General features: G+C 41.0%; 26 protein-coding genes and 1 riboswitch. Of the genes, 8 read left to right on the top strand and 18 right to left on the bottom strand.

What is annotated here, in order from left to right:
* Nucleotides 1-361: 361 nt before the first annotated feature.
* Nucleotides 362-419: riboswitch (cyclic di-GMP riboswitch) on the bottom strand.
* 230 nt (nucleotides 420-649) lie between these two features.
* A complete protein-coding gene (locus EHS13_RS03620; RefSeq protein ID WP_227013777.1) occupies nucleotides 650-1,219 on the top strand; it encodes a VanZ family protein in 570 nt (189 codons plus the stop codon).
* A gap of 38 nt (nucleotides 1,220-1,257) precedes the next feature.
* Here the strand turns inward: EHS13_RS03620 and EHS13_RS03615 are convergent, their stop codons facing one another.
* Complete coding sequence (locus EHS13_RS03615) at nucleotides 1,258-2,079, bottom strand: ABC transporter ATP-binding protein (RefSeq protein WP_155699053.1); 822 nt, start codon at nucleotides 2,077-2,079, stop codon at nucleotides 1,258-1,260.
* Nucleotides 2,080-2,283: 204 nt separating this feature from the next.
* On the opposite strand from EHS13_RS03615, the gene EHS13_RS03610 reads away from it, so the two are divergent.
* Nucleotides 2,284-3,144 (top strand): SDR family oxidoreductase, encoded by an 861-nt coding sequence (locus EHS13_RS03610; RefSeq protein WP_227013776.1) that lies wholly within the window; start codon nucleotides 2,284-2,286, stop codon nucleotides 3,142-3,144.
* A 3-nt stretch (nucleotides 3,145-3,147) separates the two neighbouring features.
* On the opposite strand, the gene nagZ is transcribed toward EHS13_RS03610, so the two are convergent.
* The 5 genes from nagZ to EHS13_RS03585 all read right to left on the bottom strand — a co-directional run bounded on the left by nagZ (nucleotide 3,148) and on the right by EHS13_RS03585 (nucleotide 8,161).
* On the bottom strand, nucleotides 3,148-4,428 hold the full coding sequence (gene nagZ / locus EHS13_RS03605) for a beta-N-acetylhexosaminidase (protein ID WP_155699052.1): 1,281 nt from the start codon (nucleotides 4,426-4,428) through the stop codon (nucleotides 3,148-3,150).
* Between the two features lie 120 nt (nucleotides 4,429-4,548).
* Entirely contained in the window at nucleotides 4,549-5,970 is a 1,422-nt protein-coding gene (locus EHS13_RS03600; RefSeq protein WP_162462938.1) for an MFS transporter, read from the bottom strand.
* A gap of 77 nt (nucleotides 5,971-6,047) precedes the next feature.
* Nucleotides 6,048-6,566: a TetR/AcrR family transcriptional regulator gene (locus EHS13_RS03595; protein ID WP_155705209.1), complete on the bottom strand. Its 519-nt coding sequence runs from the start codon at nucleotides 6,564-6,566 to the stop codon at nucleotides 6,048-6,050.
* A 161-nt stretch (nucleotides 6,567-6,727) separates the two neighbouring features.
* Complete coding sequence (locus tag EHS13_RS03590; RefSeq protein ID WP_155699050.1) at nucleotides 6,728-7,378, bottom strand: nitroreductase family protein; 651 nt, start codon at nucleotides 7,376-7,378, stop codon at nucleotides 6,728-6,730.
* A gap of 18 nt (nucleotides 7,379-7,396) precedes the next feature.
* Nucleotides 7,397-8,161, bottom strand: coding sequence for a GTP cyclohydrolase II (locus tag EHS13_RS03585; protein ID WP_155699049.1), 765 nt, complete (start codon nucleotides 8,159-8,161; stop codon nucleotides 7,397-7,399).
* Between the two features lie 110 nt (nucleotides 8,162-8,271).
* Between EHS13_RS03585 and EHS13_RS03580 the strand changes: the two genes are divergently transcribed.
* Entirely contained in the window at nucleotides 8,272-8,586 is a 315-nt protein-coding gene (locus EHS13_RS03580) for a winged helix-turn-helix transcriptional regulator (protein WP_155699048.1), read from the top strand.
* A 78-nt stretch (nucleotides 8,587-8,664) separates the two neighbouring features.
* On the opposite strand, the gene EHS13_RS03575 is transcribed toward EHS13_RS03580, so the two are convergent.
* The 5 genes from EHS13_RS03575 to EHS13_RS03555 are packed head-to-tail and all read right to left on the bottom strand — an operon-like array spanning nucleotide 8,665 to nucleotide 13,979.
* Complete coding sequence (locus tag EHS13_RS03575; RefSeq protein WP_155699047.1) at nucleotides 8,665-10,512, bottom strand: LTA synthase family protein; 1,848 nt, start codon at nucleotides 10,510-10,512, stop codon at nucleotides 8,665-8,667.
* Nucleotides 10,513-10,555: 43 nt separating this feature from the next.
* On the bottom strand, nucleotides 10,556-10,894 hold the full coding sequence (locus EHS13_RS03570; protein ID WP_155699046.1) for a lipid-A-disaccharide synthase N-terminal domain-containing protein: 339 nt from the start codon (nucleotides 10,892-10,894) through the stop codon (nucleotides 10,556-10,558).
* Nucleotide 10,895: 1 nt separating this feature from the next.
* Nucleotides 10,896-11,603, bottom strand: coding sequence for a glycosyltransferase family 2 protein (locus tag EHS13_RS03565; RefSeq protein ID WP_155699045.1), 708 nt, complete (start codon nucleotides 11,601-11,603; stop codon nucleotides 10,896-10,898).
* Complete coding sequence (locus EHS13_RS03560; protein ID WP_155699044.1) at nucleotides 11,597-12,634, bottom strand: GDP-mannose 4,6-dehydratase; 1,038 nt, start codon at nucleotides 12,632-12,634, stop codon at nucleotides 11,597-11,599. Before EHS13_RS03560 ends, EHS13_RS03565 begins: the two co-directional genes overlap by 7 nt.
* A gap of 10 nt (nucleotides 12,635-12,644) precedes the next feature.
* Nucleotides 12,645-13,979: a UDP-glucose dehydrogenase family protein gene (locus EHS13_RS03555; RefSeq protein ID WP_227013775.1), complete on the bottom strand. Its 1,335-nt coding sequence runs from the start codon at nucleotides 13,977-13,979 to the stop codon at nucleotides 12,645-12,647.
* 223 nt (nucleotides 13,980-14,202) lie between these two features.
* On the opposite strand from EHS13_RS03555, the gene EHS13_RS03550 reads away from it, so the two are divergent.
* Nucleotides 14,203-14,664 (top strand): MarR family winged helix-turn-helix transcriptional regulator, encoded by a 462-nt coding sequence (locus EHS13_RS03550; protein ID WP_155699043.1) that lies wholly within the window; start codon nucleotides 14,203-14,205, stop codon nucleotides 14,662-14,664.
* Between the two features lie 72 nt (nucleotides 14,665-14,736).
* On the opposite strand, the gene EHS13_RS03545 is transcribed toward EHS13_RS03550, so the two are convergent.
* From EHS13_RS03545 to EHS13_RS03535, 3 genes are read right to left on the bottom strand one after another with little or no spacing between them, the layout of a single operon-like run.
* The gene (locus tag EHS13_RS03545; RefSeq protein WP_155705207.1) at nucleotides 14,737-15,459 is read right to left on the bottom strand and encodes an amino acid ABC transporter ATP-binding protein; all 723 of its coding nucleotides are present in this window, start codon (nucleotides 15,457-15,459) and stop codon (nucleotides 14,737-14,739) included.
* Nucleotides 15,460-15,464: 5 nt separating this feature from the next.
* Entirely contained in the window at nucleotides 15,465-16,121 is a 657-nt protein-coding gene (locus EHS13_RS03540) for an amino acid ABC transporter permease (RefSeq protein WP_155699042.1), read from the bottom strand.
* 59 nt (nucleotides 16,122-16,180) lie between these two features.
* On the bottom strand, nucleotides 16,181-16,990 hold the full coding sequence (locus EHS13_RS03535; protein WP_155699041.1) for a transporter substrate-binding domain-containing protein: 810 nt from the start codon (nucleotides 16,988-16,990) through the stop codon (nucleotides 16,181-16,183).
* A 161-nt stretch (nucleotides 16,991-17,151) separates the two neighbouring features.
* Here EHS13_RS03535 and EHS13_RS03530 point away from each other — a divergent pair, with 161 nt between their 5' ends.
* The gene (locus EHS13_RS03530) at nucleotides 17,152-17,949 is read left to right on the top strand and encodes a PPK2 family polyphosphate kinase (RefSeq protein ID WP_155699040.1); all 798 of its coding nucleotides are present in this window, start codon (nucleotides 17,152-17,154) and stop codon (nucleotides 17,947-17,949) included.
* Here the strand turns inward: EHS13_RS03530 and EHS13_RS03525 are convergent.
* A complete protein-coding gene (locus EHS13_RS03525; RefSeq protein WP_162462937.1) occupies nucleotides 17,944-18,543 on the bottom strand; it encodes a TetR/AcrR family transcriptional regulator in 600 nt (199 codons plus the stop codon). The two genes, EHS13_RS03530 and EHS13_RS03525, sit on opposite strands and share 6 nt — an antisense overlap.
* A gap of 233 nt (nucleotides 18,544-18,776) precedes the next feature.
* On the opposite strand from EHS13_RS03525, the gene EHS13_RS03520 reads away from it, so the two are divergent.
* The 3 genes from EHS13_RS03520 (at nucleotide 18,777) to EHS13_RS37340 (ending at nucleotide 22,239) form a co-directional block, all read left to right on the top strand.
* The gene (locus EHS13_RS03520) at nucleotides 18,777-20,255 is read left to right on the top strand and encodes an MDR family MFS transporter (protein WP_155699038.1); all 1,479 of its coding nucleotides are present in this window, start codon (nucleotides 18,777-18,779) and stop codon (nucleotides 20,253-20,255) included.
* Between the two features lie 204 nt (nucleotides 20,256-20,459).
* Complete coding sequence (locus EHS13_RS03515; protein WP_155699037.1) at nucleotides 20,460-21,011, top strand: CBO0543 family protein; 552 nt, start codon at nucleotides 20,460-20,462, stop codon at nucleotides 21,009-21,011.
* On the top strand, nucleotides 21,001-22,239 hold the full coding sequence (locus EHS13_RS37340) for a hypothetical protein (protein WP_155699036.1): 1,239 nt from the start codon (nucleotides 21,001-21,003) through the stop codon (nucleotides 22,237-22,239). Before EHS13_RS03515 ends, EHS13_RS37340 begins: the two co-directional genes overlap by 11 nt.
* On the opposite strand, the gene EHS13_RS03505 is transcribed toward EHS13_RS37340, so the two are convergent.
* From EHS13_RS03505 to EHS13_RS03495, 3 genes are read right to left on the bottom strand one after another with little or no spacing between them, the layout of a single operon-like run.
* A complete protein-coding gene (locus EHS13_RS03505; protein ID WP_193571474.1) occupies nucleotides 22,236-23,222 on the bottom strand; it encodes a Gfo/Idh/MocA family protein in 987 nt (328 codons plus the stop codon). The two genes, EHS13_RS37340 and EHS13_RS03505, sit on opposite strands and share 4 nt — an antisense overlap.
* A 29-nt stretch (nucleotides 23,223-23,251) precedes the next feature.
* Nucleotides 23,252-24,892 (bottom strand): response regulator, encoded by a 1,641-nt coding sequence (locus EHS13_RS03500; RefSeq protein WP_155699035.1) that lies wholly within the window; start codon nucleotides 24,890-24,892, stop codon nucleotides 23,252-23,254.
* Entirely contained in the window at nucleotides 24,889-26,619 is a 1,731-nt protein-coding gene (locus tag EHS13_RS03495) for a cache domain-containing sensor histidine kinase (protein ID WP_162462936.1), read from the bottom strand. Before EHS13_RS03495 ends, EHS13_RS03500 begins: the two co-directional genes overlap by 4 nt.
* Nucleotides 26,620-26,657: the final 38 nt, after the last annotated feature.

Raw genomic sequence — 26,657 nt, 5'->3', positions numbered from 1 at the left:
CTGGTATCAAATTAACAACACTAAGAACAAGTGATGAAATGATAGTTATCGAAACTAATCTAGTCCATTTTCTTAAACCTTTAGTATAAATCCGTTGCATAAATTAATTCCCTCCTAAGTATGGTTTTAAAGCTACAAATACAAAAACATAAAAAGCACATCATTTGTAACCTTCTTATAGAAAATATGTACTACCATTCAGCTACTTTTCCTTCCACCTCCTATTTACCTAGATAATATCCCACATTTGCCCGAAAAATGGGAACAAAAAAAGCCCCCTTGTTCATTCGGCAGCTGGCTGGCAGTAGCGCTGGCTCCAATGTTCCATCCGCTAATGAGGATGAACTTTGGAGACTTTTCGCGCCGTAGCCCCTGTAGCTTTGCGTCACCGGTTTTCACCGGTTATGCCTTTATCGTGACAAGCGAGCAATGGGATTTGCTTGCTGATACAATGTGATTATCTCATATTAAACAAAAAGACTAAGGATAGAATCAGACTTTAGCCTTAATTTTTGTTAATATTTAGTAATTTAAATAGTCTTCTATTTATTCGAATTAGTCCTAAAGGAGCAATTCTTATAAAATTCAAGGCTTGATTGAATATAACCACAAGTACTATACTTAGGTGAGTTTGCTTAAGAGGGCTGAAATGAAACATGGAGGTATTATGAATAAACGAGAGCCAATTAAATCAGTATTCTTATATGGTATTTTCATTTGTTACCTATTTTTGTTAATTTTTATATTTTTCTTATCAAGAGTTTCGCTTTTGGAGCTGTTTAATAGTCAAAGAACTTTATTAAGGTCAATCAATCTCATTCCTTTTAATAGCATAAGCGAATATATATCTGGCAGCTCTGTGAATTTAAAAAGATTCGCTTTTAGCAATGTGGTTGGCAATATAGCTATTTTTATTCCATTTGGTATATATTTGCCATTATTCAAAAATGATAAAAGAGTACTAACCAATCTGTTGTTTATATTTATAGTGAGTTTATTTGTTGAAATCATTCAGTGGCTTTTTGGCATCGGAACATCAGACATTGATGACATAATTTTAAATTGTTTGGGTGGATGGGTTGGTATTCTAGGGTATAAGTTTTTATTGCTAATATTAAGAGATGAGAAAAAAGTACGTACTGCAATCACAATACTATCTGCTATCGTAGGATTACCTGTTATATTATTTTTATTATTCTTCATTAAATTAAGACTCTGAATATCTTTATTGCACATAAAAACAAACAAGTTTGCCAGTTATCTTACAGCAACTAGATTTGCCTTCGCATATTTTTCACTCGTGCCTTCGTATGGCAAGCAGTGAGGCAAGCCTGTTCGTGGATCGGCAATAATATCTGCTTCTATGCCGAATACTTCGCGCAGCATTTCTTTCTTCATGACTTCTCCAGGTGTTCCTTGTGTGACGATTTTACCATTCTTAATTGCAACGATATGATCCGCATAACGTGCTGCTTGGTTCAAATCATGGACAACCATCACAATGGTACGTCCTTGCTCAACATTCAATTTCCTTAGAAGCTTAAGCACTTCCAGCTGATGGGCAATATCGAGAAATGTCGTCGGTTCATCCAGAAAAAGAATATCCGTATTCTGTGCAAGCGCCATTGCAATCCAAGCACGCTGACGTTGTCCCCCCGATAATTCCTGTACAGATCTCTCTGCAAGCTCACTAAGACCCGTAACCTCTAAAGCCCACAAGACTATTTCCTTCTCATCCGATTTCATTGAACCAAATCCAGAGCGATGAGGAAAGCGCCCATAAGAAACGAGCTCTTCAACTGTAAGTCCATCAGGTGCTATTGGATGCTGTGGTAGAATAGCCAGCTTCTTGGCAACCTCACGTGTAGGAAGCTTATGAATTGATTTACCATCTAACAGCACTTCGCCGCCTTTTGGCTTATGTAGGCGTGCCATGGTTTTGAGAATTGTTGATTTTCCAGAGCCGTTTGCACCAACAAGAGCTGTGATTCGGCCTTCCGGTATGGTCAAATGAAGCTGTTCCACAATAATACGCTCATTGTAGGCTATGTCCAATTTTTCGGTTTGCAATCGAATCAAACGAATCCACTCCTCGGTCTTTTTTCTAACGTCCAAATTAAATGATAATGATTCTCATTGTCGAAGTCAAGTAATTTTTATGATAGCCATCGAAAAGACATATTTACTCTACATTCACTTCCTCATAATTATGCAGGAATTATTATCCTCAAGTCGAAATTTAACTATTATAACTTTTTAGAGCTCGTGAAAGAGGTAGATCATTTGAATAATCAAACAGCTTCATTGCCTACTAATCCGCCAATAGTATTAATTACGGGGACTTCCAGCGGCTTCGGGCTGTTAACTGCTATTGCGCTCGGAAAAGCTGGATACCATGTCATTGCTACTATGCGTGACTTGTCCAAGCAAAATAGGCTAATAGAGCGGGCAACCGCTGAAAACATTATTCAAAATATAGAATGTATGCAGCTTGACGTTACGGATGAAAAATCGATTAATCAAACGATCAAAACCATTCTGGCCAAATATCAACGCATAGATGTATTAGTAAATAATGCGGGTTACGCGGTTGGTGGTTGTGTCGAGGACATACCCTTAGAGGTTTGGCGGGAGCAGTTTGAGACGAACTTTTTTGGCCTAATAACTTTGACCCAAGCTGTCCTTCCTATAATGAGACAACAAAAACAAGGTAAAATCATTAATATAAGCAGCATAAGTGGCAGGCTTGGTTTTCCAGGTTATGCTGCCTATTCGGCTTCAAAATTTGCTGTAGAAGGCTTTAGCGAATCGCTGCGTCATGAAATGCTGCCCTTTGGCGTGTACGTGGTTATAGTTGAGCCAGGCTCCTACAAAACCGAGATATGGGACAAAGGCTTCGCCAATATGCAAACCTCACCTGAATCGGCATATCGTACTCAGCTTGAAGCTGTTCTCCGCTATTCCCATAAAGCCGCTAAAACCTCGCCTGATCCCCAGTTAATCGCCGATCTTATCGTGCGCATCACAGCAAAAGCCTCCCCAAAGCTACGCTACCCTTTAGGTAAAGGGGCACGTTTATCTATTTGGGGCAAAGCGCTGCTTCCGTTGAAGTGGTTTGAGTGGATGCTGCATAAGCTTTTGTAGCTGTTACTTCATATATTGTTTCAACACACGCTTAATTTCATCATTAATCGGGGTTATATCTGTGTTCTCGAGAGCTTGGTCCTGGATGGCATATTTTAATTTTAGCTTCAGTATACGATATACACTTTGATTTATTCTTTCTTCTGGCAACTCACCTGTCTCAACCTTGCTCTTAAGGTTGCTAAGCACTTCCTTGGCTTTTTCATATTCATGTGCGACCATAATGACATCTGAGCCAGCGTTAATCGATTGGGCTGCCGCATCCTTCAATTCATAGTGATTGACTATGCCGCCCATGGTCATGTCGTCCGTCATCACAACTCCATTAAACTTGAGCTCATTTCTTAAATAATCGGTGATAACTGTCTTCGAAAAAGAAGCTGGATGATCAGGATCGATTTTGGGCAAAAGAATATGAGCTACCATAACAGCATCGACATTATTATCAATTGCAGCTTCAAAAGGCAGCCACTCAAATGAACGTAATCGCTTAAGATCTGTTTGCACAATGGGCAAATCCAAATGCGAATCAACCGAGGTATCGCCATGTCCGGGAAAATGCTTAACAACTGCAGCAATCTTCTGTGCTTGAATTCCCAGCATAGTCTGCACGCCTAATTTACTAACCAGATTTGCATCTGCGCCAAAAGAACGGTCGCCAATAACTGGATTGTTCGGATTGCTATTGATGTCCATTACAGGCGCATAATCCATATTAAAGCCTACAGACTGCAGCTCCTTACCTAGTATGTTGCCTAGCTTATTAGAGAATTCAGGCTTGTTAATTTTACCAATGGCGCGATTGGTCGGCAGCTTGGTATATTCATTCGGCATTCTACTTACTCTGCCGCCTTCTTGATCGACACCTAGCCAAAGTGGAACTTTATTAAGGTTGGTATTAGCTTGCTTAAGCTCGTTTAAGAAATCAGTGGTCTGAGTTTTATTGACAATATTATTGCTGTATAGAATAATTCCGCCAACATGATAATGATCAATTAAATCTCGTGTTTGCTCACTTACTGCCGTCCCCTCCACCCCGACTATCACCATTTGTCCGATTTTTTCATCCAGAGTCATTAGCTTGATTTGCTCTTGAATTGGATCTGGTGTTGGAGTTGGGCTTGCAGTTGGAGCTGGAGATGAGCTTGGTATTTGAGTCGGACTTGAACTTTCTGTTGCACTGGGTCTAGGACTGATAGTAGTAAGGTTATTCTTCGAGCTGCAGCCACTGGTTATCACACAAATACTTATTAGGAACACACTTATCCGTTTATTTGGGGACATAGGAAATCACTCACTTTCTACATGCTCTCATTATACTTCCCCCAACGCTGCAAATATAGACCAAGCCCCCACCTGTCGGTGAGGGCTTGATTATTGAATTGGATCGTCAGTCTTACCCAGTTAATTTGCTAAGACTCCCTTCTTCTCGTCATATTCACCCTTCTCTTCGCTGGCTCCAATTTTATAGGTTCGAGTAAACAAGGACGAAGCTAAGCCTACAGCGATCATAGCGGAACAGACAAAGAGTGCTGGAACCAAATGATCCGCAAATTGCTCTTGGCTGGTAACTGCCGAGCCCATCTGAAAGATTAACCCTGCAATGGCTACTCCGAATACCCCGCCAAGCTCACGGAAAGCATTACTTACGCCGGACGCTTCACCTGCATCTTTCTCAGCTAAAGAAGTTAAGATTCCGTGGGAAAGCGGTGTAAAGCTCAGTCCCATACCTGCACCCGCCATCATTAAGCCTGGAAGCAACGTTGTGAATGGATAATGGGCTCCATTAATTAAGGTGATGATAGCGAAGTATAACATCGCGAATAACTGCAGCACCAACCCCATGATTAAGATATTCTTCGAGCCTAAGCGATTAATGAATAGACCTGCCAACGGTGCCATAATCATCGTCATCCCGGTCCAAGCCATTTCTCTAACACCTGCTTGCAATGGGCTGAATCCTTGCCCTTGCTGGAGAAATAGCGTCAGAATAAAGATGGAGCCAAAAATACCAGCACTCATCCAAAAGCCTGCCAGATTGAAGCTAAGATAATTCCGATTCTTAAAAAAGCGCAGATTTATCATCGGTTCAGCCTGCTTCAAGGATCTTCTTGCAAATATAAGTAACAGCACAAGACCTGCAGCAATAGAAGTAATAACGCTTGCTGAGCCCCAGCCCTCCGTATTGCCCATAACCAAACCATAAACGATTCCAAACAATCCAATACCAAGTAAACCAACACCTAGGACATCAAATGGCTTAGAGGATCCGCGTGATTCTGGAATCCAGAGACTGCTGAATATTACTACCAAGATGCCGATAGGAATGTTTAACCAGAAGATCATCTGCCAAGGAAAGCCTTCAATTACAGCGCCTCCAACCAAGGGTCCTATTGCCAATCCAAGACCGGAGACACCCGACCAAATTCCCAATGCAGCTGCCCGCTTCTCGACAGAGAAAACCGAGTATACTAGCGTTAAGCTAATCGGCATAATGAACGCTCCACCAAAGCCTTGAACCGCACGAGCAATAGAAAGAGATAAAGCCGAGTCACTAAAACCTGAGAGTATCGATCCAATAGTAAACAGTAAAACACCGAGAATAAACATTCGCTTTCGACCAAAACGTTCACCGAGCAGACTCGCCGGAATTAAGAAAACGGCAAAGGTTAGTGTATAAGCGTTCAAAAACCACTCCAGCTCCGTCATATCCGCGTGAAAGGAATTTTGGATTGAGGGTAAAGCTACTCCAAGCACAAGAGTATCCAGCATAGTCATAAAAAGCGCGAGACAGGTAACAATTAGAATCTTTCCTTGATTTTTCATTTTCATCATCCTTTATTTTTTATTTATCAATCAATAAATACTGAGGTAAAAAGAGAGACAGCCTTTACTTTATGCTGTCACTTTCCACTTTTATTGAACCAACATAATTCCGGCAGCCCCAAAACCTCTGCCAATGTAAGCATCATGCCATCGCCAATAAATTCACTGGCTTTTATTCCGGGATCGGATAAACCTGCTTTCTGAAATCGGGCTAATACGGTATCATATACTAGTTTAAATTTAGCTTTTACATGCTCGCGAATGCTCGGTTCGGCAATGGTGTGTGATTGCATAAGCATGAGAATTTCATCCCGATGGCTCTTCATCACCTCTATAAAGCTATGTCCCATCGTTTCATAAAGCTTATCAGGGGGAGCATCAATTTCTTCAAAGACTTGAAAAATCCGTGAAAAAGCTCGATCCATTACCGCTTGGTACAAGGCTTCCTTATTTGCAAAAAAGTGAAACACATAGGGCTGAGTAACACCTGCTGCTTTGGCAATTTGCGCTGTTGTTGCCTTATAATAGCCACTCTCTGCGAAAATAGCTACAGCTCCATCGATAATTAAATCCTTTTTATCGACGCGTACGACCATTTGAAGCACCTCATCTGTAAAGCCCATTTTTTATTTATTGATCAATAAATAAAATATAATCTAAAATGAACTAGGTGTCAATATTATTTTAATTGCAGACAGCAAAACGGGATCCTCTACACTCTCTAGAGGATCCCGCTTTGCTGCTAAAAGTGATTCAATTAAGCCTGAAATGAACCATAGCTGACAAATTCGCCTAATGGTTTTCTATAGCCGCGAGGCCTTTTGTGCGAAGTCTTTTCAACCCCAATGGTAATAATCATTACAGGCACTAAATGGTCTGGTGCATTCAAGAGCTTAGAAACAGCCGCCGGATCAAATCCAATCATCGGGCAAGTATCCCAACCTTTATCCTTGGCTACGAGCATGAATAACATCGCGGATAAAGATGCATTACGGATGGCTTCATCACGCTGAAAAGCATCTTGGTTCTCATACCCGCTATTGATTGAAGCAATCGTTTGATCAAATTCTTGTTTACTTAATACACCTAAATCGCGCAAGCCTTCATAGATCTGCGGCGCATTCTTATAAGCGAATTTATCACCAAACACAACAATGGCTGCCGCTGAGGTTCCCACTTTATGTTGGTTGTATGCCGCTGCTTTCAACTCTTCTTTCAAAGGAAGCTCATCTACAACAACATAATGAGCATGCTGCAAATTTGAAGCGGATGGAGCAAGCTTGGTTAGAGTGAAGATTTCTTCTAATTCCGCACGCGTGATTTTTATCGTTTCATCAAAATTATTCGCAGAACGCCTTTCTTTAATTACAGTCTCAAAGCTGGCTGAGCTTGCTACGGATTGATTCATTTTCATTACCTCCGATTATTATTGCGCTACTTTTCTTTGGACATACATGGTTTTAGATGCAGCGGGAATATGACCTGATTTATTGATTTTAGTAGCTAGGTATTTATGATTAAACTTTGAAACATCCCCCCATAGTGGAAGATGGGAATCGACTAAAACACCTTTATCTTGCATGGCTTTAATCTTCTTAGGATTGTTTGTGATTAAAGTAACTGGTTTCTGACGCAAAGCATGAAGTACACGGATCGCTTCGTCATAAGAGCGCGTATCATCTTCAAAGCCTAAGCTATGATTTGCTTCTACGGTATCCAGCCCTTCCTCCTGTAGCAAGTAAGCCAATGATTTAGCAAAAAGTCCGATTCCTCGTCCCTCATGATTCGCTAGGTAGAATATGGCTCCACTCCCGTGCTCTGCAATCATTCTCATGGATTCCTTCAATTGAAAACCGCAATCACATCGCTTGCTGCCAAAAATATCTCCAGTGTGGCAAATGCTATGCATCCGAATCAAGGCTTTATCTGAATTCTGGAAATCGCCATAAACTAATACGGAAGACTGCTGCATCGAAGCAAGATCTAATTCAGGCAATATATCTAATAAAGCTCCGGTATCGGAGGTTATATTCTCTAAGGTTAACCACGTGTACCATTGAAAGTGCAGCTCTTGCTGTTCCAATTGGATAGGCAGCTTGATAGGTCCAACGATACTTAGCGCAGGCTTACCTGGCTCTTGGGTAATTTGAATTTTCTTCTTTAGGAGTAATTTCACTTGATCTGTAAGCATATATGAATCATCCTTTCGGGCATAATAAAAGTTTATATACGAATATTAATATATATACTTACTTTTGTAAAGCTAATATGTTAAAATAATCTCAGAAGGAGTTGAACACAATGTCAGAATTTCAAATGTGCGCTAAGTTTGAAATGGCTTTCGAGTTATTAGGTAAAAAGTGGACTGGCTTAATAATCAATACTTTGCTTACCGGCCCAAAAAGATTTAAAGATATTACTATGATGATCCCGAGTATGAGTGATCGCATTTTGGCTGAACGCTTCAAAGAGCTTGAGGCTGCAGGCATCCTCGAGCGTCATGTATTCCCTGATATTCCTGTGAGGATTGAATATGAGCTAACCAAAAAAGGCAGGTCACTACAACCCGTTATGAATGAAGTACAGCATTGGGGTGATCAATGGTACGGATTGTAAGCATTCTCCCAAATCGAAAAAAAGGCTATTGCTCAAGGAATTAATTTCACTTGGGCAATAGCTTTTATATGGGAGAATTTATTTATCGGGTAATTGAGTCACGTAGCTGTCCGATAGCCTCAAGAGTTCCAGCGCGTTCTCATACTGCTGTTCCGTTGCTGGGAAAGCGGAGCCTTCCACAGGGGCTAGCGAATAATTGACACCGTCCTCATAGGCAATACCCGGCAGAAATAAGCTCAGATCTGTTATAAAGGATCCGGTGGGAAGAAAATGGCGCATTGGCAATAAATTAGTTGTCTGATTAAGCAAGTCTTCCCCAAAGTAGATTTGGTTTTCCAAAGATACACCTAGTAAATTTGCGACTGTTGGTAGAATATCGATTTGTCCGCCTGTGTTTTCAATCACTTGGTGCATAGCAACATCTGGAGTATGAATAATGAGCGGAATGTTAAACATATCCGAATTGGTGTATGCACGGCCGAGCAGCTGATGCATAAGCTCCAGTTCGTCTTTGCTTAACGAGTGTAAGGGCAGCCCTTGATGATCCCCATAAAATAAAATAATGCTGTCATCCCATAAACCACGCGATTTTAAATTCGCAATGAATTGGCCCAATGCATAATCGGCATAATTCTGGGCTTGAAGATAATTTCCCAACAAATTGTCCTTGAATGGTTCTGGCAGCTTCATCTTGATCTTCGATTCCGGAATAGTGTAAGGATGATGTGCACTCATTGTGATCATTTGGGCATAAAAGGGTTGAGCGCTTTGGTCCATCTTCTCCAGCTGATTGACCGTCTTACTATATAAAATTTCATCAGAAGCGCCGAATGCAATATGGTCGTCATCACCGAAAAAGCTTTGATCGTAATAATGCTCCCACCCCAAGGATGTATACAATTCTTGCCGATTCCAAAATTCCACTTTATTAGTATGAAAGGTTGCCGTAGTAAAGCCATTATCAAGCAGCAGCTTGGGCAAGCTCGGCAACGCTTTATCCACAAAATGATCCGTAGCAGCCTCGTGCTCTGGCACATAAAGCGAGGTATTAACAACATACTCCGCATCGGAAGTCGTCCCTTGTCCTACCATTGTATAGAAATTATCAAAGTCTATGTTTTCCTTAGCTAGCTTGTTTATATTTGGCGTTATTTCCTGGCCATCGACTTTTAGATCAATCAGGAAATTCTGAAAGGATTCCAGCTGGACAATAATTAGATTCTTATTCTTGAACTTCCCAAAGTACTGAGGCTGAAGCGGTGTCTCAATTCCTTTTAGCTTTTTAATAGCTGATAGATTAATAGAGGCCATCGGAACGGTTTCTATCTCCTGATTGCTGTCGCTTAAAACCGTATAAAGCTCATAATTTAAGATTCCCATCTCTTCGGCTTTTTTATTTTCATTCATACTCGCCTTATTAGGCAATATACTAAATAAGCATGAAGTAATTGATAGAATGAATACCAATGACAGTACAGACTTTCGCATAGGAATAAGTTTAAAGGGATTAGCTCCTAATTTAATTCTCTTGCGCAGCAAGATAACGGCAAATACAATAATATCGATGAATATGAGTAAATAGTATGGATCAAGCAAGGAGTAAGTACTCTCTCCGACTTTCGTGACTTTATCCATTTGGTTAAGCGCATGATAAGTCGCAATAATCCCATAATACTTGTAGTACATAAGGACCGCGAAATAGAGCACAGTTATCAGTAGATTGACGATTAAATAATAAAACAACTTCCTTTCCTTAGCAAACCATTCAATCAGTGTAAACATAACCCAGAAAAAGGGGATTTCCGTTAAGATTGTCCCCCATGAAGGTCCGTCCTCAAAAACTACAAACCATGCTAAACAGCCTTTTAGTGCTAAAATTAAAGTAAAAATAATAAATCGCCGGTTTCCGAGTTTTAATAATGCCATCTGTAGTCAATCCTTCCGCCTCGAAATAAATCGATATGTTGTTTTAAATTTGCAATTTTTGTTCATTTTCGTTAACTGCTTCCAATCTAATCTTACGTTCCTGATTTCTCATGATGACCAGATTCCGAATATAAATCAGAATCCCAGGCACTTGACCGACAATAAATACGGGGTCTTGGCGATAAATGGCATAAACGGATAATACACTGCTGCCAAGTATGCTGAATGTCCAGAATGAACGAGTAACTACACTTTTCTTAGCCTTTTCGCTAGCAATCCACTGAATAATAAACCTGCCTGTAAACATTAATTGTCCGACAAAACCAAACAAAATCCACTTGCTCTCCGGTGTTTCAAATATATTCTTAAGAGATACCCACATATTACTCTCTCCTAATCTCGAAACGTATCGCACGCTTTCGCAGCCAGCCAATTACAATTGCATCCATCAAGCCTACAAAAACACGGTTCATCACACCATACTTTGAAATACCAAATTCCCGCTCTCTGTGACTAACTGGCACTTCCACTACGGTATATCCATTCATCCTTGCCAATGTAGGCAAGAATCGATGAAAACCATCGTATAATTGCAGACTTTCCGCAACCTCTCTTTTAAATAGCTTCATTGGACAGCCTGTATCTTCTATGACATCTCCCGTGATCCAGTTCCTTACACCATTGCCAATTCGCGAGGAAATCTTCTTAAGATAGGTGTCCTTCCGCTTCGTTCTCCATCCGTTTGCGAAATCGAACTCAGCCAGATAAGGCAATAAAGTAAAAAAGTCGTTAGGATCCGTTTGTAAATCTGCATCTATTAAAGCGATATACTTTCCACTGGCTTTCCGAATTCCAGCTTGTATAGCAGCCGTTTGTCCGCAATTTTTCCGGAAGTGAATGACCTCCACATGGAGATCCTCGGATGCCAATTTATCCAACCCATGCTCCGTTCCATCCGTGCTTCCATCATTCACTAATATGATTTCATAGCCAGCCACTTTATCCATCACAGCTTCTGTAATGCATTTATACAGCCTTTCGATATTCTCTGTTTCATTGTAAATAGGCACCACCACGGAAAGCTCTACCATTCATCCCGTCCTCCTTCATACCAAGCGATAAAAGCATGCAATCCTTCATCAAAAGTCGTCAGCGGATTATAATGGATTAAGCTTTGTGCTTTCGAGATATCCGCATAAGTTTTATCAACATCCCCAGGCTGCATTGGGAGCTTGTGCAGAATCGGCTTTTTTCCTAATTCTCGAGAAATATGATCCACCAAGCTTGTAAGGGAATAAGTTTGATTGCTGCCTAAATTAAGGATTTGATACACGTCCTGATGCTGCTGAATGTATTGAAGCGAGCCACTAATCCCATTAATAATATCTTTTATATAGGTATAGTCTCTCTGCGTGGACCCATCACCATAAAACGGTATGGCTACCCCTTGGTCAATCAATGCTGTGAATTTATGAATAGCCAAATCTGGACGCTGTCTTTCCCCAAACACAGTAAAAAACCGCAGCATGATGGTATCTATCCCGTAAAGATGATGATAGGCATATCCCATAAGCTCGCAGCTTTTCTTCGTCATCGCATACAACGAGATTGGAGAATTCACTTCATCCGTTTCGGCAAAAGGCAGCTTAGTATTATTGCCGTATACGGAGGAGGAAGAGGCGCAGATCCACTTCTTCACCTCATACTTTTTCATTAATTCAAGAATATGCAACGTACCCTTTACATTAACTTCTTCAAAACCCAGCGGATTTTCCATCGACGCTCTGACACCTGGAGAAGCGGCTAAATGAATAACAGCATCAATCTTAGATGCTTGGAAAATGCTCTCTAGTCCTTCCATAGAACGAATGTCCACGAGCTCTAAACGATACTGCTCCCTATTTACCTTGATCTGCAGCTGCTGCAAATCATCGGCTTTATTAGTGAAAGTAAAATCCTTTGCCATGCCAAGCGATTCCAGAACATTCTTTACCTTGCTTTGATAGCTATAATAATCTGTAAAAGAATCTACGTTGATAATATGATGCCCTTCCTTCAGTAGAGCTTCACATAGATGAGAGCCAATAAAGCCGGCACCGCCAGTAATCAGGTAGTTTGCCATACGCTTCTCCTTAGTTCAAACCAACTGGTTGATAATTAAATTGCTTGCGAATCGTTTTATGATTAACAAACTGATTTCTTAAATCAAACCACAGATTGCCTTTCATGGAAGTCTGAATGCGATCTAAGTTCAACCTATAGAATTGGCTCCATTCCGTAAGAATAACAACTGCATCTGCGGCAATCACACATTGGTATTCATCCTCATAATATTTAATCTGAGCTTCATCTGACTTAAATACCTGCTTAGTTTTCACCGAACCTCCCGGACAATAAGCTTGAATATGGGCACCTTTATCAAGAAGCCTTCGAATGATATGAATACTCGGAGCTTCGCGTATATCATCTGTGTTAGGTTTAAAGGATAATCCCAGGATAGCTATTTTAACTCCCTTGAGGCTGCCATTTTGAGCCAGCGAATTTGCAATTTTCTCAACCATTCTATTCTTCTGTTTTTCATTTGCTTCTATAGCAGCCTTTACGACATACAATGGTTCTCCATAGTGATTGCTTAAATTTAGAATGGCTGCTGTATCTTTGGGAAAGCAGCTGCCCCCATAACCGGCTCCAGGCTGAAGATAGGCCGAACCAATTCGCTTATCCAATCCCATCGCCTTAGATATATCCACGATATTGGCTCCTGTTTTCTCCGCTAGCAGAGCGAACTCATTGATAAAAGAAATTTTAGTAGCAAGAAAGGCATTGGAAGCATATTTAATCAATTCCGCTGTTTCGAGGTCCGTGTATATAAACGGTACCCGTTTCTCCTTATATTTATGATAAATTGTATTCATTATTTTTTTGCCATATTCACTTTGAGTACCAATGACAATCCGATTGGGGTGGTTCATATCCTTAACAGCTGATCCTTCACTTAAAAACTCTGGATTCGAGATAATTTCAACGCGCGTCGAAACTTTCCTATCCGCAAGCTCCTTAGCTATTCTTCGCTCAATGTGTCTTGTACTACCCACAGGAACCGTAGACTTAATAACAACAGCTTTATCCTCATTCATATAGGTGGCAATCATAAGCGCTGCTTCTATTACATTAGAGAGATCAGCCTCTCCCTCATCTGTTGTAGGTGTACCAACCGTGATGAAAATGATCGGACTGGACTCAATCATCAGCTTGATATCATTGGAGAAAATCAGAAGCCCCGCATCCATTGCCATTCTCATATTGCTGGCTAGCTCTGGTTCAAAGAAAGGAAGCTGCCCTTCGTTCAACAATTCAACTTTCTGAATATCAATATCCGTACATATAACCTTCATCCCAAAATTAGCCAGCCCCACACCATGAACAAGACCTAAATATCCTGTTCCTAATAAGCCAACAGTCATCATTTAGATACACCTTATTCCCCATTATAATTTAGATAGGTTACCAACCTATCAATAGATATTACAGGATTCCTTCTACATGCACAACCATTTATTTATATAGGAGATATTATATTAACAATTGGCTTTAATAAGACCTTTTTCTTAAAGGAAACCTCAAGTTGAACCCCTAATACGTTTAGAGTACAATTAAAGGTAAATAAAGTCTCAGATTGAGGGGAATTTCATGACTGAAACAACCAACCCAGACGTGAAAAGAATCTATGATTCTTTTGATCGCTTCGCAAAAGCGGAATGGCGCAAAAAAACCTTTTGGGGAATGAAGCCAAGTGAGGTTCGAGCTTTAGTCAGCATTAGGGATATTTCTCGCAAAAGTGATAATGGGGCTACGGTTTCCGAAATAAGCAAATGGTTATGTGTAACCTCCCCAACGGTAACTCAAATCATTAAAAGCTTGAGCAGCAATGGCTGTATTATTCGATCTACTGATTCCAAGGACAAAAGAACAACTGAGATTAAATTAACTGAAAAAGGCCAGCAAATTGTTCAAAAAGCGACCGAAAGCTTTAACTCTTTGTTTTCAGGTCTAATAGATGTACTAGGAAAGGAACAAAGCGACACACTGGTCTCCTTATTAAATCAAGTTTATGCCTATTTTGAAGAAGCGAGCAAAGGTCAGTTTGATTAACCTATTTTCAGCCATGCCTAAAAGCCCTCAAAGTTCTTGAGGGCTTTTAATATAGCAGTATGCTAGCTTACTTTATAATATTTTCGATAAGAAGGCTTTGGTCCTTGCATGCTGCGGACGTTCGAAGATCTCCTCTGGAGTCCCTTCTTCCACAATAACACCTTGCTCCATAAAGACAATCCGATCGCCAACCTCGCGAGCAAAGCCCATTTCGTGGGTAACGACAATCATTGTTTTTTGCTCTCTAGCCAAATCCTTCATTACGGCCAGCACCTCACCCACCATCTCAGGGTCAAGCGATGAAGTCGGTTCATCGAACAGCAAAATCTCAGGCTCCATGGCTAAAGCGCGGGCAATCGCTACTCTTTGTGCTTGGCCACCTGATAACGAATCGGGAAACGCCTCCGCTTTATCTGACAAACCAACCTTCTTTAAGAGCTCTAATGCTTTCTCGCGTGCTCTATCCTTAGTCCAGTTCCTTACCTTCAAGGGCGCGATCATAATATTATCAATAACCTTCATATGAGGAAAGAGATTAAAACGCTGAAATACCATGCCAAGCTCGGTTCGAATTGCTTTAATGTCCGTTTTGGAATCCATCAGCGATATCCCATTAATTCGAATGTCTCCGCTTTCTGGCTGCTCCAACAAATTCAAGCATCGCAAAAACGTTGACTTACCTGAACCCGAAGGACCAATCACTACCAAAACCTCTTTTGCTTTAATATCAAGATCGATACCATTCAAAACGATATTTGAGCCAAAGGATTTTTTCAAAGCTCTTACTTCAATAATTCCACTTACGATGTCTTCCACTTCCTTTCCACATAAGCCAGCAGCTTGCTCATGGAATAAGTAAGAATAAAGTAAATCAACGCTGCCATTAAGTATGGCTCCCAGATCCTTTGGTATTGAGCCGCCATCATTTTCGACCAGTACATTAGCTCTGGAGCGGCAATTACGGTCACTAGTGATGAATCTTTTATGAGAACGATGAACTCATTACCAATAGGTGGGATCATTCGTTTAATAGCCTGGGGCAGGATGATCAGCTTCATGGTTTGATAGTGTGTCATGCCTAACGACTTCGCCGCTTCGGTTTGGCCTTTATCTATCGACTGAATACCCGCACGATAAATCTCTGCCATATAGGCTGCTGAATTTAATGAAAGTGCGACGAATGCAGCAAGTATTGCGTTTGTAGTTCCGTAAAAAAAGGGCACCACTCCAAAGTGAACAATTAGAATTTGCACCAACAGCGGAGTACCTCGAAAAAAGTTAATATAGCAGCTCATCGGTAAGTTAATATACTTACGTGCAGACATTTTCCCTAATGCAACACCAAGTCCTAAAACAGATCCAAAAAAGATGGATACTAAGGAAATAATGATCGTTAGAAGTGTACCTTTTAATAGCACAGGCAAGTAATCACTAATAATATCAAATCTAAAATCCATTCCGTTCTACTCCTTAAAAGAAAAGCATGCGCAAATTGAAGACTACGCATGCAGCTTTTTTATTTATATTGCTCAAGTAATTTAGTTGTGTCTAGATCTTTGCCTGTCCATTTTTTATACGCTTCTTTGTACTTGCTGCTCTCCACAACTTTTTTAATCGCAGGATCAAGCTTTGCTTTTAAGTCACTGCCTTTAGGCAATAAAATCCCATAATATTCGGAGGTGAAGTTTACTTTATCTTCTATACTTACAAATTTTTCTTTGGGGTTTTTCTTAATGTAATCCAAGATCACTACAAAATCAGCCACAACTGCATCAACACCGCCTTTTTGAAGCTCCAACAAGGCAATTGTATTGCTATCGAACTTCTTCAAGCTTGAATTATCGTTGCCCATTATCTTACTCATTAATGTATCAGCCGTTGTCGCAAGCTGGACAGCAACCTTCTTGTCCTTCAAATCAAGTGCTGATTTAATCGGGCTGCCTTCTCTAGTAATGATCATATTCTCGGATTCAAAATAAGGAACCGTATAATCATAGGTTTGTTTCCGCTCGTCTGTAATCGAAATAGAAGAAATCCCGGCTTGGTACTCTTTACCAGCCTTGACGCTTAAAAGCATTGGATCCCAGCCTGTATTGCGAACTTCATACTTCAATCCCGCTTCTTTCATTACCTCAGCAAGAAAGTCGATGTCTAAGCCAACAATGTCTTCCTTATCCATGCTCTCCATCGGTGCATAGCTTGCATCTGTTGCAATAGAATAAGTGATCTCCTCTGGTGCGCCTTCTGTGTTCTCTTTAGCTTTACCGCATCCTGCTAGCGCAACAACAAACACAACCACCAATCCAATCGTTAACCATTTCTTCATTTTAGTTCCCCCTGCAATTTTTTTGTCGAAGCATTCCGTGTATAATAAAGCATAGAAAGATTTTATCAGTAAAATCGCTGCAGAACAATGTTTATTTATGGGTATGTCAGATATTCTAACACATATAAAAGATAATAATCCAATTTAGGAGGAAATTTACAATGTTGAAGAAATACGCTCTGAATAGTGGAAAGAATGTGAAGTTATCTGCGTTCGATCCCGATGATACTGATAAATTTAAGAATAAAGAAGAAATTCGTGAGAAGTTTGAAGAAATGGAAGAAAAACTGAAGGAGCTTCAGGACAAGCTATATGCAAGTAAAACTCATTCCGTGCTGATTCTTTTTCAAGGCATGGATTGCAGCGGCAAGGATGGAGTCGTTAAGAAGGTTTTGTCCAACTTAAACCCACAGGGCTTTCGGGCCGAAAGCTTCAAGAAGCCAAGTGAAGATGAGCTATCCCATGATTTTCTATGGAGAACCCATAAAGTAATGCCCGCAAAAGGCTATATTACGGCGTTTAACCGCTCTTATTATGAAGATGTGCTAATCACGCGGGTACATGATACAATCACGGACGGGGAAGCAGCAAAACGCTTGAAGCATATTCAGCATTTTGAGAAGCTCCAGGCGGATAATGGTGTGCTGGTAATTAAAATCTTCTTGCATATTTCGAAGAGTTTTCAATATGAGAAGCTGAAAGAGCGGATAGCCAATCCTGAGAAGCATTGGAAATTCGATATCAATGATCTACAAGAACGTAAATATTGGGAGAAATATGTCGAAGCTTATGAAGATGTTTTCACTCAAACTGGTAAAAAATCATGTCCGTGGTACATTGTTCCCGCTGATGAAAGATGGTTCCGAGATTTCCTTGTATTGAAAATAATTGTTTCTGCAATGGAACAGTTAAACCTTGAGTATCCAACAATTGAAATTGATGTCAGTGAATTCTCATAGAAACAGAGGATCCAAATATAATTGGATCAAATTATTCTTGATCTCTTCTTTTGAATAACCGCGTTCATGCCTCATAAATAGATAGAGCTCAGGATTTATCGAAGCTATCAACGTATCCGCTCTAAAAGCTCCATCTGCAACGGCTCCGTTTACTTTGGGCTCTACCTCATTAAATAATTGACTGATCGTGTTATGCATAAAGCTATATAAAGGCGATTGATACATTAGGGTCTGCCGCCCTTCACAGGTTGGCGCTTGAATCGAGACCAGCCAGTGGGAATGGCTTTCAATGAAATTTAAGAAAATCTCCAATAACGTAGTTAAACGTTCTTTAGCAGGCTGCTGCTGATTATTATCCAGATATTGCAGAATCTCGTCACATAAATGGTCACAGCTTTCTTTCATTAAATCCTGACAAAGCTCTCCCTTATGGGCATAACGGCGGTAGAGAGTACCTTGCCCAATACCTGCTGATTTAGCAATTTGATGCATAGTAACACTATCCACACCATATTCTGTGAAAAGCAATTGTGCTTTTTGCAGAATAATTCGTCTATGTTCAATTGAGTCTTTTCGTTCTTTACGGATTTGCATGGATTCCATACCTCTTTCCCAATGTTCACTGAATATTCAATTGACAAACGGACAATTGTCCGTTAAAATCAAGAAAAAACGGACAATTGTCCGATTAATTAAGCGGTTGTAAATGAAAGGGTTCCTATACTCGTATTGTACTCTCGAAGACTGTCTGGGTCAAGCGAGCAATACGAGCTATTAAAGCAGCCTGACTCTTATAATTCGTTTGAAAAAAACCTAGGAGGTTGAGTATGTCAGCTGGATCAGCAAAAGATTTAACAAAAGAAAAGCCACAAACGATTAAAGAAATTTTAGTTCCTCTCATTACAATTATCATGGGATTGTTCATGGTCATTCTCGACGGAACAGCTGTTAATGTCGCGATTCCTAAGCTCACGGCCGAATTTAATTCTACTTTTGAGGTGTTACAATGGACGGTAACGGGATATGCATTAGCTAATGCAGCCGTAATCCCGCTGGCCGGTTGGTTATCTGATCGCTTTGGAGCTAAGAATATTTTCCTATTCTCCGTCGCTTTCTTTACCTTAGGCTCGTTGCTGTGCGCAATTGCAACCAACCCCGCACAGCTTATTACCTACCGCATTATCCAAGGTATTGGCGGCGGGATGGTTATGCCGATTGCCATGGCTTTTATTTACAGACTCTCTCCTCCTGATAAAGTAGGCGCAGTGATGGGTATTATGGGTATCCCGATTCTATTAGCTCCAGCACTTGGGCCCTTATTAGCTGGCTGGTTAGTTGATTATGCATACTGGCAATGGATTTTCATCGTTAATTTACCGATTGGGATTATAGCTATTGTTGTAGGTATTCGTTCTCTGCCTAGCATTCAACGCCAAGCTGTAGCAGCCCTCGATAAATTCGGGATATTACTAGCTCCGATTGCATTTGCCGGCTTATCCTATGGGGTAAGTGAAGGTGGAAATGGTTGGTCATCGGCCAAAACAATTACTGGTCTCACAGTTGGTGTTATAGCCTTGCTCTTATTTATTATTGTTGAGCTTAGGCACAAACAACCTATTCTCGAGCTTCGCGTATTCAAATCTATGGATTTCAGCAAAGCCATTGTCATTCAGTGGATTTCACAAATTGCCCTGTTTGGAACCATGTTCATGATTCCTTTATTCCTCCAGCGAGCTCAAGGCTACAGCGCTTTTGACACAGGCTTGATTATGCTTCCTCAGGCAATAGCTGCTGGTATATTCATGCCAATCAGCGGTGCTTTATTCGATAAAATCGGAGCACGCCCTTTGGTTATGGGTGGTATGGCAATCGTAACAGGTGCCGCTTTTATGCTCACACAGATCGACGCAAGTAATGGTATTTCAGCATTAATTCTACCACTTGCACTGATAGGCGCTGGAATGGGACTTTCCATGATGCCGCTTAATACACATTTGATTCAAGCGTCACCACAGAATTTAGTAGGTCGTGTTACTTCACTAACTAACGCCGCTCAGCAGGTCATGACTTCCTTTGCAGTAGCAGGCTTGATCACAATTCTTGCGAGTAAAATGAAGATATTCATGCCTGCAGACGGCATACCTACACCTGAAACATGGACTCAATCTTTCAGCGGCACCTTTAAAGTTCTGGTTTACATTGCCCTTGTTGGTTTAGTCTTAGCATTCTTGCTTAAGAAACCAAAGAAGCTTGAAGGTCATGTCCAAAGTGCTGAAGAGCTGGAAGCTAGTAAAATGTTCGTTTAATTACACTTATTATTCATCCTAATAAAGGGACGCGATAGGCTATAAGCCTGTTGCGTCCCTTTTTCACTACCCATTATGCAAAAACATATGTTATAAAATGTTAACTATTTTGGATTAATTACCTCCATTGAAGGAATAATATAATTCAGGTCCAACGCAACTTTAACTTTTCACCCAAAAAATATCAGTGAGGATACATAAGGGATGGCATATCCATCGTTTGATAAATTAGAAGAGGTAAGAAAGGGATACTTGGATTTATACCATGAATACTGGCTAAATAACGTCTTATTTTCTTTCGATTGGTGGCTATTATTAACAATAAGCATCGTCCCTTGGATTATCTGGTGGAAAATAGTAGATAAATCAAAATTAACACAAATCGTACTTTACGGATTTTTTGTATCAATGGAAGCGGTATTGCTTGATATCTTTTTAACAAATTTAATAAAGTGGGGCTATCAAAGCACATTCATTTATTTGCTTCAGCCGATCTCATCTCCATACGATTTATCCTTCCTACCTGTTGTCTTTATGCTGATTTATCAGAAATTCGCAAAATGGAAAGGGTATCTTATCACCTGTATTTCAGTATCTGCTGTTTTAACCTTCATTTTAGAGCCGCTTTTAGATTGGATGAATATTATTAAAAAATATAATATCTCGTTCTTCTATTTATTCTTGTTTTATACCCTAATTGCCATTTCTTCAAAGTGGATTGTAGCTAAAATCGCGGCTGGTGCTTATGAAAAATAATTCGCGCCGTAAATTAGTCTATGTAAACTTGATTGGAACTACGCAGATCCATTTGCGGCATCCCCTGATTATCGCTTGGTGGTCTGCTGCTTTCCCAGGGTTTGGACATTTGCTATTATCCAAATATCTAAGGGGTTTTCTCCTATTTGGATGGGAATTGTTAATCAATACCAAAGCCCATATTAATATGGCGATGATCTATACCTTTACAGGTCAATTTGATAAAGCAGCTGATATTCTTGATATCCGTTGGATGTCTTTATATGCTCCTGTTTATCTTTACGCCATATACGATAGCTATCGAACAACAGTAGATTTAAATCATGTTCATGTGCTGGCAAAACGGGAAAATACTGATTTTGATTCTTTTGCAATTGGATCTCTCGAAATTAACTATTTGGATAAACGTTCTCCTCGTATGGCGTTTCTCTGGTCCTTGTTAATGCCAGGGATGGGACAGCTCTTTATTCATCGGCTTACTACTGCTTTTTTCGTGTTAGCCGGCTGGATAGCCCTCTGTTATCAGTCTCATTTTCTTGAAGGACTGCAGTATACTTTGCTTGGGCAATTCACAAAGGCGAAGGATGTTGTGAATTTTAATTTCTTGTTATATCTGCCATCCATTTATGGGTTTGCGCTATACGATGCGTATGTAAATACAGTGGAAAACAATAAGTTTTTTGATTATGAACAAAAAAAATATTTAACCAAAAATTTCCAAATTCCCACTTTTAACTTCCCTAGAACTCAGCCTAATCAAGAAGAAGGTGAATTCATGCACGTTGTTTCCTCATTTGATCATACCATTTACTTGGAGCTAGCTATCACTGCCCTCGTTGAAGAAGGCATACCTAAAGAAGATATCTTCGCAGTACCCTTGGATAAAAAAAAGGAAAAGCGAAAAATGTTTGATACCATCCATGCATCCGATGGGATCAGTCTCTTTGATTCAGGAATTGCTCTTGGAACTGCGCTTGCCGTAATAGGTTCATCTTATGGCTTTATCATTGTAGGAGGGCCAATTCTCTGGGGCGTAATTGGCGCATTAGCTGGATTCTTAATCGGGTTTATTATTGATATATTTTATAAAGCTGAAAAAACGAATAACCCCAGAGTAGGAAAAAGCACAGAGGTCTTCGTAATCGTAAATTGCAGCAAACACCAAGTAAGTATGGTCGAGGATATTCTTTGGACGCATTTTGCTTTTGGGGTTTCACACGTTACCTAATAAACAACCTGTTCTAAGCCTGATTCTGCTGAACGGTAAACGGCTTCGAGTGCAGCTAGAACGCTTCGACCATACTCTGGAGAGCAGCTAGTTTCGCTATGGTTCCTTATGGCCGTGAGCAAGTCGGAATATTGCAATTCGAATGGAGCTGCCGTTATTACTGTTTCCAGCTTCTTATAGCTATCACCCCGACTCATCCATAAGCTTTCACCGGTTACAAGCTTCAGCATCCCCTCTGTAAAAATAATCTCCGTTTCATTGCGTGAAGCCCCCAAATAACCTGATTGAACAATCGTTGCGGGAATCCCTTCCACCGTCTCCAGATAAATAATACCGCTGCCTTCTACATTTCCCCTGCTCCCATAATAACTGATTGAAGCCTTTATTTGGCGGACAGTACTATCTGTCAGCCACTGAATTTTATCGATTGAATGTGTACCCAAATTAGCAAGAATGCCTCCACCCGATTTCGCTTTTTCGACAAACCACTGCGGACGTGAGTCCTCAAAGTAGTTTGTATGTCTGATATCATGAATCATAACGAGTTTACCTAATTCTCCACTTTGGATGATTTTTTTAGCATGTATATTCTCAGCCATATAATGCTGGGTATGCCCAACCAAGATACGAATATCAGCTTTACGGCCAGCTTCAATGATCTCATCGCATTCCAATACAGATAAAGCCATAGGTTTTTCCAGCATTAAATGACACCCGTGCTCTGCAGCAAAAACAGCTGTCTCTTTATGCAGAAAGTGAGGTAACGCAATTGCCACCACATCTGGTTTTTCTGTTTGAATCATTAACCTGTAATCTGTGTATGCCTTTATTTCGTAAAAATTAGCGACTTCATTTGCTTTAGCATAATCGATATCCACCACCGCACAAGCTGCTAACCCCTCCGTTGCTTGGACAGCATCAAAATGCTCGTTTGCAATAGCACCCGCTCCAAGTACCGCTACTCTTAGGTCTCCCTTATCCAAGATCGTTTCACCCTTTCCCAATCAGGCGGCTAAACTTGTTTATTTTTGTATTGCGTAGGCGTATAACCGGTGGAGCTTTTAAATAATTTGCAAAAATAACGATAGTCGGATATTCCAACAGCCCCGGAAACTTCATATATTTTCATTGTTGTTCGCTCCAACAGCTCGCCTGCTTTTTCCATACGTACCCTATTTAAATATTCCGAGATATTCTCACCGACTTCCTGCTTGAACATCTGACCCGCATAAGAAGGATGCATCTGAATGAGCTCCGAAAGCTCTGATGCCTGCACATCTTCCTTATAATGCTCGCGAATATAGCGGCACATCAATTGAACTTCCCTACGAAGCGCAGCAGGTGGATGAAACCGATTGTTCATCCATTCATGGATGGCATGAGTAGTTTCTGCCCACCAACCACAATAGTCGGCCCACGTTTCCAGTCGATCAATTCCACTTAAACGCTTGATGACTGAGCTAGGCAGCTTCACCAGCTCTGGTTGGAACATTTGTCTCGTTAGACGCAGCAAATCTACCGGATGAATCGGGGGATCGTAGAGCTTGGTCATCACAGACACGCTTTCCTGAAACCCTTCAGCATTCTCTCGTTGCAGCGCCTTTACCACAGAACTAATCCACTCCCGGTTTAGCTCCGCATCTAATAGCCTAAAAGCAATCGCCTGTTTATTGATTATTGCCGATTCCGAATTATAGAAATAGGCAGCTAGCCCATCAAGCCCTTCGCATAGAGCAGCAGCAATTTGCTTTCCCGTTAGCGGCTGCTTTCCCAATTCTCGTATCGGGCTGACATGAATAAAGCACCTCATTAGCTTAAAAACCTTTAAAGTTTCCAGAACAATCAAAGCTAGCTGGTTCATATGAAAGATATTCAACGGTTGCCTGGAACCGAACAGCATATGTAAGCGGCTTTGCTGGATTGGAAGCATCACCATCTGGCAGCCTTCGCCAATAGTACGTTGATCGAGTCTTTCTTCCAGCACTTCGCTTACTTGTTTCTGCAGCTGAATAAGCTCCTCCTTGGAAAGTTCCTCTTGCATGGAGCCTACAGCTGCGCTCCAACCAATGGTTAATCCTGCCGTATAGCTGGTGTGCTCCAGACCATCGAACCACTCGCCTGGAATTGTACGAACAGGGACGTTTCCAGCTTCGTCCACAAGCTGCTCCGTCCATTCCCGCTTCCTTGACCATTCCTTCTCCCATTCAAGCTTCCGCCGCATCTCCAGCTTTTGATCGATATCCATCTCCTGCTCTATCTCTTCCGCTACCTTTCGGCAAGCATCGAGAATTTGCTCAGGGGTCTGCGCCAGCTTGATCAAGTAATTATCCACACCAAGCCCGATCGCTTGCTGTGCATATTCAAACTCGCTATACGCCGTCAAGATGACAATTCGAATTTTCGGCCACCTTTTTCGCACATATCCAGCTAACTCCAACCCATTCATATTCGGCATTGTAATATCCGTTAGCAGCAAATGCGGCATATCCCGCTCGATCATTCTAATGGCTTCTTCGGCTCCAGAAGCTGCACCTAAGAACGTAAACCCCGCATCCGACCAAGGAATCCGTTCCGAAAAACGTTCACGTACCCACTGTTCATCGTCTACCATTAGCAGCTTCAGCATGGCCATCCCAACTTCCGCAAAATTCATTTCTCTCGCAGTTCGCCAACCGGAAGATGAATCGTTACCGTTAGCCCTTCGTCCACCTCATTCTGAAAATGCAGACCATACTGATAACCAAATGTCATGCGAAGCCGTTCTTGCACATTACGCAGCCCCAGATTGTTCAAGCCTTTATACGGATTGGAAGTGCTCGCTTCCTCCATTAGCTCATCCAGCTTATCCTTTTCAATACCTGGTCCTGTATCGGAAACCTCAAGCAGCACATTATCTGCATCCATGCTTCTCCCTGAAACAATGATATGATTAACCCCTTTTTTACTTAACCCATAGAAAATACTGTTCTCCACCAGTGTAATCAATGTCAGCTTAGGGATCGGCGTGTTATAGTAGCTTTCTGGAACGGCAATGTCCATCTCGAACAAATTCCCATATCTAAGATTCATAATCTGCACATAGTTTTCCAATTCCCGCAGCTCGTCTTCAACCGTAACAATATCACCAACTTTGTCCGTTGAATATTGCAGCAGCCCCATTAACGAGCGAATCATCTCGCACATTTTCTCGGTTTGTCCCGTTTCTCCCAAGCAATATATAGCATTGAGAGTATTGTTGAGAAAATGCGGGTGAATCTGTGATTGCAGTACCTTCAGCTCATGATGCCGCTTCTTCTCTTCTGCTTCCTTCAAGTCATCAAACAAAGACTGGATGTTGCCCATCATGCGATTGAAGCCTTCTGCAATATGCGTAAACTCGTCGTTGCGCTTCAGCTTGATCCTAACCTCCAATTCGCCGCGAGCCGCAGCCTTGAATTGTCGCGTGATGGCAATTACCGGCTTGCGTATATAGTTGGTAATCCATACAGAAAGGATTAACGCCAGCACAACAGCCATTAATAGAACAAACACCAGCTGGCGCTTAAGGGAGTTCAGCAAAGGAAATGCCTGCGACTCCTCGATCACAGAGAATACAACCCAATCCCACCGATTCTGATTACTGCTGAGCACGGTATAGTTCCCATAAGAGGTTTGAATGTTGTTATATGCTGTCCCGCTCTTTTGAGTCAACGCTTTCAAAGCTTCCTTCATTTCCATGTGATCCAACAACATTAACGGATAGGTAAGGGATGTGTTCGTCGACAAATACTCGCCTTGACCCGTAAACAAATATATCCGCGAACGCTCTCCTTGGATGATCTGGGGACCCGTTAGTGCATCTAAATTCAAGTCCAGTGCAACAACTCGATTACTGTCAATTTGCTTGGAAACGGTAATAACCGAACGTTCTTTAACCAAATAAGGGGGACTCCACCAGAATCCCGTTTTACTAGTCTGATTCTTAACTTCATCTGCTCGTTCGGGAGTAACGAAATATTGGTAACCAAAGGGAGAGCTTATCTGCACCTTGCCATCCTCAATTAAATAGATACTATAAATCTGATCCTGATTTGAATTCATAATATCATCAAGCAACAAAGTGTAATCTGCTTTGTCCATTTTATTATAAAGAACTGGATTAGAAAGAAAGATCAGCTGACTCTGAATGGAGTTCATCAATGTTTTAATATAATTTTCAATCTGCACAACAGAGCCTTGCAGCACTTTTTCGTTATTTTGCTTAATCGGATCTAACAGACGCTGGTAGCCGAATAAAGCGATCACCAAAAACAGAACTATGACAGATAGGAATGTGAGAATAAACAGCTTAACACTGACACTTGAAGTGAAGCTTGTTCCTGGTTGTCGATAACGATTCATGTTAGATCGCCCCACTTTTTGGGATTTGCTACTATACA

It is taken from the genome of Paenibacillus psychroresistens (assembly GCF_009728935.1).
Taxonomy (GTDB): Bacteria; Bacillota; Bacilli; order Paenibacillales; family NBRC-103111; genus Paenibacillus_AC; species Paenibacillus_AC psychroresistens.
The sequence above is the reverse complement of the archived record's forward strand: the minus strand, read 5'-3'. Positions and strand labels throughout refer to the sequence as shown.

Coding starts and splice junctions, on each gene's coding strand:
- EHS13_RS03560 (WP_155699044.1), bottom strand. CDS start 12,634: ATGGCAAACTACCTGATTACTGGCGGTGCCGGCTTTATTGGCTCTCAT.
- EHS13_RS03500 (WP_155699035.1), bottom strand. CDS start 24,892: ATGAATTTTGCGGAAGTTGGGATGGCCATGCTGAAGCTGCTAATGGTA.
- EHS13_RS03575 (WP_155699047.1), bottom strand. CDS start 10,512: ATGGCATTATTAAAACTCGGAAACCGGCGATTTATTATTTTTACTTTA.
- EHS13_RS03515 (WP_155699037.1), top strand. CDS start 20,460: ATGGCATATCCATCGTTTGATAAATTAGAAGAGGTAAGAAAGGGATAC.
- EHS13_RS03495 (WP_162462936.1), bottom strand. CDS start 26,619: ATGAATCGTTATCGACAACCAGGAACAAGCTTCACTTCAAGTGTCAGT.
- EHS13_RS03530 (WP_155699040.1), top strand. CDS start 17,152: ATGTTGAAGAAATACGCTCTGAATAGTGGAAAGAATGTGAAGTTATCT.
- EHS13_RS03540 (WP_155699042.1), bottom strand. CDS start 16,121: ATGGATTTTAGATTTGATATTATTAGTGATTACTTGCCTGTGCTATTA.
- EHS13_RS37340 (WP_155699036.1), top strand. CDS start 21,001: ATGAAAAATAATTCGCGCCGTAAATTAGTCTATGTAAACTTGATTGGA.
- EHS13_RS03550 (WP_155699043.1), top strand. CDS start 14,203: ATGACTGAAACAACCAACCCAGACGTGAAAAGAATCTATGATTCTTTT.
- EHS13_RS03590 (WP_155699050.1), bottom strand. CDS start 7,378: ATGAATCAATCCGTAGCAAGCTCAGCCAGCTTTGAGACTGTAATTAAA.
- EHS13_RS03580 (WP_155699048.1), top strand. CDS start 8,272: ATGTCAGAATTTCAAATGTGCGCTAAGTTTGAAATGGCTTTCGAGTTA.
- EHS13_RS03555 (WP_227013775.1), bottom strand. CDS start 13,979: ATGATGACTGTTGGCTTATTAGGAACAGGATATTTAGGTCTTGTTCAT.
- EHS13_RS03535 (WP_155699041.1), bottom strand. CDS start 16,990: ATGAAGAAATGGTTAACGATTGGATTGGTGGTTGTGTTTGTTGTTGCG.
- nagZ (WP_155699052.1), bottom strand. CDS start 4,428: ATGTCCCCAAATAAACGGATAAGTGTGTTCCTAATAAGTATTTGTGTG.
- EHS13_RS03525 (WP_162462937.1), bottom strand. CDS start 18,543: ATGCAAATCCGTAAAGAACGAAAAGACTCAATTGAACATAGACGAATT.
- EHS13_RS03595 (WP_155705209.1), bottom strand. CDS start 6,566: ATGGTCGTACGCGTCGATAAAAAGGATTTAATTATCGATGGAGCTGTA.
- EHS13_RS03570 (WP_155699046.1), bottom strand. CDS start 10,894: ATGTGGGTATCTCTTAAGAATATATTTGAAACACCGGAGAGCAAGTGG.
- EHS13_RS03520 (WP_155699038.1), top strand. CDS start 18,777: ATGTCAGCTGGATCAGCAAAAGATTTAACAAAAGAAAAGCCACAAACG.
- EHS13_RS03585 (WP_155699049.1), bottom strand. CDS start 8,161: ATGCTTACAGATCAAGTGAAATTACTCCTAAAGAAGAAAATTCAAATT.
- EHS13_RS03620 (WP_227013777.1), top strand. CDS start 650: ATGAAACATGGAGGTATTATGAATAAACGAGAGCCAATTAAATCAGTA.
- EHS13_RS03565 (WP_155699045.1), bottom strand. CDS start 11,603: ATGGTAGAGCTTTCCGTGGTGGTGCCTATTTACAATGAAACAGAGAAT.
- EHS13_RS03600 (WP_162462938.1), bottom strand. CDS start 5,970: ATGAAAAATCAAGGAAAGATTCTAATTGTTACCTGTCTCGCGCTTTTT.